10 protein-coding genes are annotated in these 7294 nt (G+C 65.2%); 6 read left to right on the top strand and 4 right to left on the bottom strand.

Translation table 11 applies throughout. From position 1 onward, the window contains the following. The 3 genes from VDP82_RS11450 to ruvX form a co-directional block, all read right to left on the bottom strand. Positions 1–929: dihydroorotase (locus VDP82_RS11450; RefSeq protein WP_323014978.1), on the bottom strand; the 929-nt coding region annotated here is incomplete at its 3' end. Then, positions 926–1900, bottom strand: coding sequence for an aspartate carbamoyltransferase catalytic subunit (locus tag VDP82_RS11445; protein WP_323014977.1), 975 nt, complete (start codon positions 1898–1900; stop codon positions 926–928). The genes VDP82_RS11450 and VDP82_RS11445, both read right to left, overlap by 4 nt. 193 nt (positions 1901–2093) lie before the next feature. Then, entirely contained in the window at positions 2094–2543 is a 450-nt protein-coding gene (gene ruvX / locus VDP82_RS11440) for a Holliday junction resolvase RuvX (protein WP_323014976.1), read from the bottom strand. A gap of 150 nt (positions 2544–2693) precedes the next feature. On the opposite strand from ruvX, the gene VDP82_RS11435 reads away from it, so the two are divergent. The 6 genes from VDP82_RS11435 to VDP82_RS11410 all read left to right on the top strand — a co-directional run bounded on the left by VDP82_RS11435 (position 2694) and on the right by VDP82_RS11410 (position 6717). Continuing rightward, positions 2694–2921 carry a DUF4160 domain-containing protein gene (locus tag VDP82_RS11435; RefSeq protein WP_323014975.1) on the top strand — a complete coding sequence of 76 codons (228 nt, stop codon included), beginning with the start codon at positions 2694–2696 and terminating at the stop codon, positions 2919–2921. Continuing rightward, positions 2914–3372 (top strand): DUF2442 domain-containing protein, encoded by a 459-nt coding sequence (locus VDP82_RS11430; protein WP_323014974.1) that lies wholly within the window; start codon positions 2914–2916, stop codon positions 3370–3372. The genes VDP82_RS11435 and VDP82_RS11430 overlap by 8 nt, the downstream gene beginning before the upstream one ends. A 647-nt stretch (positions 3373–4019) precedes the next feature. Beyond that, entirely contained in the window at positions 4020–4307 is a 288-nt protein-coding gene (gatC, locus tag VDP82_RS11425; protein WP_323014973.1) for an Asp-tRNA(Asn)/Glu-tRNA(Gln) amidotransferase subunit GatC, read from the top strand. Positions 4308–4333: 26 nt separating this feature from the next. Next, on the top strand, positions 4334–4792 hold the full coding sequence (locus tag VDP82_RS11420) for a hypothetical protein (protein WP_323014972.1): 459 nt from the start codon (positions 4334–4336) through the stop codon (positions 4790–4792). After that, positions 4785–6269 carry an Asp-tRNA(Asn)/Glu-tRNA(Gln) amidotransferase subunit GatA gene (gene gatA / locus VDP82_RS11415; RefSeq protein WP_323014971.1) on the top strand — a complete coding sequence of 495 codons (1485 nt, stop codon included), beginning with the start codon at positions 4785–4787 and terminating at the stop codon, positions 6267–6269. Before VDP82_RS11420 ends, gatA begins: the two co-directional genes overlap by 8 nt. 130 nt (positions 6270–6399) lie before the next feature. Next, the gene (locus tag VDP82_RS11410) at positions 6400–6717 is read left to right on the top strand and encodes a hypothetical protein (protein WP_323014970.1); all 318 of its coding nucleotides are present in this window, start codon (positions 6400–6402) and stop codon (positions 6715–6717) included. Positions 6718–6776: 59 nt separating this feature from the next. Here VDP82_RS11410 and VDP82_RS11405 read toward each other — a convergent pair whose 3' ends face one another. Further along, positions 6777–7019: a YjhX family toxin gene (locus VDP82_RS11405; RefSeq protein ID WP_323014969.1), complete on the bottom strand. Its 243-nt coding sequence runs from the start codon at positions 7017–7019 to the stop codon at positions 6777–6779. Positions 7020–7294 lie beyond the last annotated feature (275 nt).

The raw sequence follows: 7294 nt of genomic DNA, 5'->3' as shown, positions 1-7294 counted from the left end.
TCGGAATGGATGGTGTCGATGACGCCGCTGCGCAGGCCCTCGATGACGGCCTGGCGGTCATCCTCGGAGCGCAGGGGCGTCGCCAGCTTGAAGAAGGTGCGATAGCGGCCGATGTCGTTTTCGTTGAGCGCCAGATTGTTGATGGAGACGCCAGCGGTCACCTTGCGGTTACGCTTTTTGGCGGCGGCGAGGATATCCACCGAGGCGGCGCAGGAAATCTGGGCGGCGTGATAGTTCACCCCGGTGAGCGCGGCCAGTTGCAGATCGCGGGCCAGCGGCACGGTCTCGGCCTCGCGCGGAATGCCCTTGAGCCCGAGAATGGTGGCGAAAAGCCCCTCATTCATGACGCCATCGCCGGTGAGGCCCTTGTCGGACAGGTGATGGACGAAGGGCAGGCCGAAATTGGCGGCGTAGCTCATGGCGGTGCGCAACAGCGCGCTGGACTGGATGGAGCGGCGCCCATCGGTGAGGCAGACGGCGCCGGCCTCGCGCAGAAGGCCGAATTCGGTGATCTCCTGGCCCTCCAGCCCCTTGGTGATGGCGCCGGCGGGCAGGATATTGCCCTTGCTGGTGGCCCCGGCGCGGCGGATGAGGAAATCGACCAATGCGCCATCGTCCACCACGGGGGTGGTATCGGGCATCATGACGAAGCTGGTGACGCCACCGGCGGCGGCGGCCTCGCCGGCCGATTGCAGGGTTTCGCGATATTCCTTGCCGGGCTCGCCGGTGAAGACGCGCATGTCGATGAGGCCCGGAGCAAGGACCAGGCCCTGCGCGTCGATGACCTCGGCGCCCTCGGGCACGCCGACCGGGCCGGACAGCGCGATATCCTCGATCTTGCCATCGGCCAGCAGCACGGCGCCGGGCTGGTCGGTGCCGGAGGCCGGATCGAGGATGCGGGCGTTTTCGATAAGCACGGGGCGGGTCATTGGGTGCTCCTTGCGGGCAGCAGGGCATCGAGCACGGCCATGCGCACGGCGACGCCCATTTCCACCTGGTCGGTGATGACCGAGGCCGGGCCATCGGCAATGGCGGGGTCGATCTCGACGCCCCGGTTCATCGGGCCGGGATGCATGACGATGGCGTCGGGCTTGGCGTAGCCGAGCTTTTCGGCGTCGAGTCCATAGAAGCGGTAATATTCGCGCACGGACGGGATCATGCGGCCATTGGCGCGCTCGTGCTGCAGGCGCAGCATCATCACCACATCGGCATCTTTCAGCCCCTCGCGCATGTCGGTGAACACCTCGGTGGCGAGATGCTCGATGCCGGAGGGGAGCAGGTTGCGCGGGGCGATGACGCGGGTGCGCACATTGAGCGCGCCGAGCAGCAGCAGGTTGGAGCGCACGACGCGGGAATTGGCGATGTCGCCGCAGATGGCGACGGTGAGCCCGGAAATGCGGCCCTTGTGATTGCGGATGGTCAGCGCGTCGAGCAGGGCCTGGGTGGGATGCTCATGGGCGCCGTCGCCGGCATTGACCACGGCGCAGCCGACCTTCTGGGAGAGCAACTCCACCGCGCCCGCAGCCGAATGGCGCACGACGATGACGTCGGGGCGCATGGCGTTGAGGGTCGCGGCGGTGTCGACCAGGGTTTCGCCCTTGCTGACCGACGAGGTCTTGACCGACATGTTCATCACCAGCGCGCCCAGGCGCTTGCCGGCGATCTCGAACGAGCCCTGGGTGCGGGTGGAGGGCTCGAAGAACAGGTTGATCTGGGTCTTGCCCGACAGCGTGGGGTGGGATTTGCGCTCCTGGCGGGAAACGGGGACCATGCGCTCGGCGCGGTCGAGCAGGTCGATGATCTCATGGGGCTCAAGATCGGCGATGGAGAGCAGGTGCCGCTGGTTGAACGGCGGAAAATCGCCGGACGAGGAGGTGGTGCTGGCGGGAGCCTGGGCCATGCGCGTCGATCCTGTGATATTTGCTGCGGTCTAGCGGAGGGGGGCGCAAGGGGCAAGAACCCGCCGGCGGAAATTTACATCGTGTCGTTCCGGCGCGGGCCGGAATTTCTGTTCCAGACAATCCGCAGGCACGGCGTTGCGGCAAGATGCGGACCTGGATCCCGGCCTGCGCCGGGATGACATTGGGGAGGGATCAGCGCCGCAGCCGGTCGAGCGCGCCTTGCAGGATGTAGCTGGCGGCGAGCTTGTCCACCACCTCGTCGCGGCGGTCGCGGCGCAGATCGGCCTCGATCATCATGCGGGTGACGGCGGAGGTGGAAAGCCGCTCATCCCAGAAGGCGATGGGCTGGGGGATACGCTGGCCCAGATTGCGGGCAAAGGCGCGGGTCGACTGGGCGCGCGGACCCTCGGAGCCATCCATGTTGAGCGGCAGGCCCAGAACGATGGCCACCGCCTGGTTTTCGGCCAACAACTGTTCGATGCGCTCGGCATCCTGGGTGAATTTGGTGCGCTTAATGGTTTCGAGCGGGGTGGCCGAATAGCGCAGCGAATCGGAAACGGCGACGCCGATGGTCTTGGTGCCCAGGTCGAGCCCCAGAATCTTGCCCGAGGCAGGCAGCGCGGCGAGGGGGTTTTCGGTCATTTCCAAATATCTGGGCTTGCAAATTAGAACAAAAAGGGATCGAATGCGGTTCAATACGAGATTTCGGATCAGGTGTTTTGCGGAATCACATTCCCACAAAAAGTCTGCAAGCTTGAAATAGTGCGTGTGGTGCACTATTTGGGGGGTGACATGCCGACCTTGGCTGAAATCGGAAGCCTGCAAATACGGTTTTATCCGAGGGATCATCTGCCGCCCCATTTTCATATCTCTACGCCCTATGGCGAGGCAATGATGCTGATAGATGACCTGTCACTCTATCGCGGACGGCTCAAGCGTTCGGACTATCGCCTGGTTCGGGACTGGGCTTCGGCCAATAGAAGGCTTTTGGAAGATGAGTGGGCAAAGTTCAATGGCTGAAAGCGAGTTCATCGAGGCGGGGCCCCCTTTGCCGCGCATCCGGCACGCCCGGCCGGAGGCGGATTTTGCCGTGCGCATCGAATGGGAGGATGGCAGGGAAGAGGTGATCGACCTGGCCCCCGCCATACTCAGCCACCGCCATTTCATCGGCTTGCGCGACGATCCGCAGGCGTTCAGGCGCTTCCGGGTGCGGGACCGGGGCGACTGCCTGATCTGGGACGGTGGGCAGGAGCTTTCGGCGGAATGGATCGAGCAATTGGCGCCGAGTTCGCTGGCCAATAGCGAATTCCGGCAGGCAATGAAGGACCTCAATCTCAGCCTCGACGGCATGGCGGCGCGGTTGGGGATTGCCAGACGGCTGGTGGCCGATTACCGCAAGGACAAGCCCATTCCGCCGGCGATCGCCCTGGCGACGCGCTATCTGGTGGGCCTGCAACGCAAGGCCGGCTAGCTGCCGGCACAAACCCGGTATGGTCCCAGCATGAAACTCACCTGGTTCGGAAATGGCAGTTTTCGGGTGCATGCGGGGGGGCGAATCGTGGTGGTGGCGCCGGGGGCGGCGCCGGAGGGGGTGAGCCGGGCGGAACTGGTGAGCGGGGCCGATCTGGTGGTGGAAGAGGGCGAGGCCTTAGCCGAGGCCGATGGGCGGAGCTGGAAGGCGCGTCCGGCCGGGCGGCTGCTGGACGCGGAGGCCGAGCCGGGACCGGCGCAGGTTTTTTCGCTGGGCGCGGGCGCGCTGCTGATCGCGGCCGAGGGGGAGAGGCCGCTGCTGGTGCTCGAAGGCCCGGCGCCGGCGCTGGGCCGCTGGGTGGAGCGGGCGGTGGTGGGGATTGCGGGGGATGGGCGGGCGGCGCGGGCGGCGATGCTGGCGGAGCGCTTTTGGCGCTGGCGGGCGCGGAAGCCGAGGTGGAGGCTGCCTTTACGGCGTTGCGCGACACGCTGGAGGGGACCGGGCTGGTGGCGCTGGAGCGCGGCATGGCGGTGGAAGTCTAGGCGGCGGGACCGGGCCCGGCGGGGCCGGTGCTGCATTTCCATTGTCATTTGGCGCGGGGCGTTGCTAATAACGCGCCAAGACGCAATTGTTTGCTGGAGTTTGCCATGAGTGTCGACGCCGACACCGTCAAGCGGATCGGGCGGCTGGCCCGGATCCGGATCGAGGAAGACGAGGTTGCCTCATATCAGAACGAGCTCAATGCCATATTGGGCTTTGTTGAACAATTGGACGAAGTCGATGTCACCGGCGTAGCGCCGATGACCTCGGTGACGCCGATGCAGTTGCGCCGCCGCGACGACGTGGTGAGCGATGGCGGCTATCCCGAGGCCATCGTGGCCAATGCGCCGCTTTCGGAAGACAATTTCTTCATGGTGCCCAAGGTGGTGGAATAAGGGCGACGGCACGAGGAGGGCTTTTGATGAAAGCAGTTTTTGTGGGGCTCGCCATGAGCCTTGCGGCCGGATCGGCGGTGGGGCAGGAATTCCTCATCGACCAGAGCCGGCTCTACGCTTCCTCGCCCGAATTGTGCCTTGGCCTGGAGGCGGACGGGCTGGCGGCCTTTGAAGACCCCATGGCCAGCGTGCTCTCGTTCACCGATGGCATCCAGGCCATGGAGTTCCACTGCAATTTCTTCGATCTGAAAAGCCGGGGCGGCAGCAATTTCCTGTTTGCCGATGCGATCTGCGAGCATCCGGGGGAAGTCTATCCCGACAGTTTTTCGATCACCCCTTACGATGAAACCACCATCCAGGTCGTATCGGCGCATATGAATGCGCTGGTCATGGCCGGTGTCTTCGACAGTGGCGAGGGGGAGGGCGTGTCCGCCGCCACCCTTTATCACCGCTGCGACAATCTGAGCGAGATTCCCTTTGACTGACCTGACCAAACTCAGCCTGGCCGACGCCCGCAAGGGCCTCAAGGACAAGAGTTTTTCCGCCCTGGAACTGACCGATGCCTATATCGGGGCCATCGAGGCGGCCAATCCCGCGCTCAACGCCTATGTGGCCACGACGCCCGAGCAGGCGCGCGCCATGGCCAAGGCCAGCGATGCGAAGCTGGCGCAGGGCGCTGGCGGGCCGCTGGAAGGCATTCCGCTGGGGATCAAGGACCTTTTCGCCACCAAGGGCGTGCATACGCAGGCGGCCAGCCACATCCTCGACGGGTTCAAGCCCGAATATGAATCGAGCGTGACGGCCAATCTCTGGCGCGACGGCGCGGTGATGCTGGGCAAGCTCAACATGGACGAATTCGCCATGGGCTCGTCCAACGAGACCTCCTATTACGGGCCGGTGGTCAATCCGCTGCGTGCCGAAGGCAGCACGGAGAAACTGGTGCCGGGCGGCTCGTCGGGCGGCTCGGCGGCGGCGGTGGCGGCGCGGCTCTGCGTGGCGGCGACGGCAACCGACACCGGCGGCTCGATCCGGCAGCCGGCGGTCTTCACCGGCACGGTGGGCGTCAAGCCGACCTATGGGCGCTGCTCGCGCTGGGGCATCGTCGCCTACGCCTCCTCGCTGGACCAGGCGGGCCCGATCGCGCGCAGCGTGGAAGACGCGGCGATCCTGATGGGCTCCATGGCGGGGTACGATGCCAAGGATTCGACCAGCGTCGACATGGCGGTGCCTGATTTTGCCGCCGCGGTGGCGCGGGGCGTCAAGGGGCTGACCATCGGTGTGCCGCGCGAATACCGGCTCGAGGGCATGCCGGCCGAAATCGAAAAGCTCTGGGCCCAGGGGCTGGACTGGCTCAAGGCCGAGGGCGCGACGGTCAGGGATATTTCCCTGCCGCACACCAAATATGCCCTGCCGGCCTATTATGTGGTTTCGCCCGCCGAAGCCTCGTCGAACCTGGCCCGCTTTGACGGGGTGCGCTATGGCCTGCGCGTCACCGGCAAGGACATCACCGACATGTATGAGCTGAGCCGCGCCGCCGGCTTCGGGCGCGAGGTGAAGCGCCGGGTGATGATCGGCACCTATGTGCTCAGCGCCGGCTATTATGACGCCTATTACGTCAAGGCGCAGAAAGTGCGCACGCTCATAAAGAAGGATTTCGAGGATGCCTTCAACACCGGCATCGACGCCATCCTGACGCCGGCGACGCCTTCGGCGGCCTTCGCCATCGGCGACAAGGCGCTGGCGGCCGACCCGGTGGCGATGTATCTCAACGACATCTTCACGGTGACGGTGAACATGGCGGGCCTGCCGGGCATCGCCCTGCCGGCGGGCCGGGACGGGCGCGGCCTGCCGCTGGGCCTGCAACTGATCGGCAAGCCGTTCGACGAAGAGACGCTGTTCGCCGCCGCCGGGGTGATCGAAAAGGCGGCCAATGTCGATTTTACCCCCACGCCGTGGTGGTGAGCGCCGGCATGGCCGGAGGGTGGCGGCGCTTGATTGCGCCGCCGATCCGCACTATGTGCCGGCCATGCACAAGTTGAAGCTGGTTGTGACGCGCCCGGTGGCAGCGTCCGGTCCGACAGGAATTTCGCCAATGGCCGTCGATATCTTCACGACCCTGGACTGGTCGGAGCCGCCCAGGGACATGAGCAAGCCCTTGCAGGCGCTGTGGTGGCTGAAGAAGGGCGGGCTGCGCGTGGGCGCGGAATGGGAGCGCGCGCATGCGATCGTGCAGGCCATGGAAGGCGTGCAGGCCTTCGACTGGGTGCATGCGCTGATGCACTGGATCGAGGCCGACATGGGCAATGCCGATTACTGGTATCGCCGCGCCGGCAAGCGCCGCGCCACCGCCAGCGTTTCCCAGGAATGGGAGCATATCGCCGCCGCACTGAGCGAGGTGACGCGGCACTGAATTTCAGCAATCGCCGATGAATAAAGGCCGCGGGATTATAAATCCTGCGGCCTTTGCGTTCAGGTCCGCAAGGCTTCGAGGCCGAGCCGGGTAATGCGATAGGGGCCGCCGCCGCTGGAGGCGACCAGCTTGCGGGCACGCAGGCGCTTGAACATGTCCAAGCTGCAATCGCGCATCACCCAGCCTTCGCGGGTGTAGCATTCAATATCGATGATGCGCGCATCATCGTCGCGCAGGAGAAGGATGCGGCCGCCAAGGGCCAGCGCGTTGAGCACGCGCCGCTCGGGTCGGGAAATATTCATGATGTCTGGATCGTCCTGGAACGGCCCGCCTCTCAGGCATGGCCGCGAACAAACGGGGCCGGCCGCTGGCATCACGCGCAAGGGCCCGCCGGTTCATTCCATCCCGTCCGGAGCGGACGGGGACTCAGACAATCTCAAACAGGCTGGACATGGGGGCTTGCTAGACGAAGCCGGCGTTTTTTGCCAGTGACGGAGGCGGGCCGGATTGAAATCGCGGGCCGTCCGGTGCAAACCAGCAACAATAAAAGCCATTGAGGAACGATAGTGACCGCGAC

Origin of the sequence: Devosia sp., from assembly GCF_034675085.1 — a bacterium.
GTDB lineage: Bacteria > Pseudomonadota > Alphaproteobacteria > Rhizobiales > Devosiaceae > Devosia.
Note: the sequence above shows the minus strand (reverse complement) of the source record. Positions and strands in the feature narration are given on the sequence as shown.